This window comes from Psychromonas arctica (assembly GCF_038155225.1).
Lineage (GTDB): Bacteria > Pseudomonadota > Gammaproteobacteria > Enterobacterales > Psychromonadaceae > Psychromonas > Psychromonas arctica_B.
In genome coordinates this window covers 1-218 of sequence record NZ_JBAKBA010000318.1, presented here as the reverse complement: position 1 = coordinate 218, position 218 = coordinate 1, and the positions used below count along the sequence as shown (strand labels likewise).

Here is a 218-nt window from a genome sequence, read left to right as displayed (position 1 = left end):
GTATTAAAAAAATAGTGGTTTCACACTTATTGAGCTGTTGATTGCAATTGCTTTTTTTGCAGTATTATGTTTTGCTGCTTATCAGATTTTTCAGGGTGTTTTACGTAGTGGTGAAATTAGCAAAGAACATGACCATAACTTAGTTGAAATTCAACGAGGTATGCTATTGATTGAGCGAGATTTCGTTCATATGGTTGCAAGGGCTTCAGGTACTGGGA

The 218-nt window shown here is 35.8% G+C and carries 1 pseudogene; it reads left to right on the top strand.

The annotated features are described in order from the left end of the window. Nucleotides 1–37: 37 nt before the first annotated feature. Nucleotides 38–218, top strand: a pseudogene (locus V6255_RS18670) (type II secretion system minor pseudopilin GspJ); the annotation flags it as partial.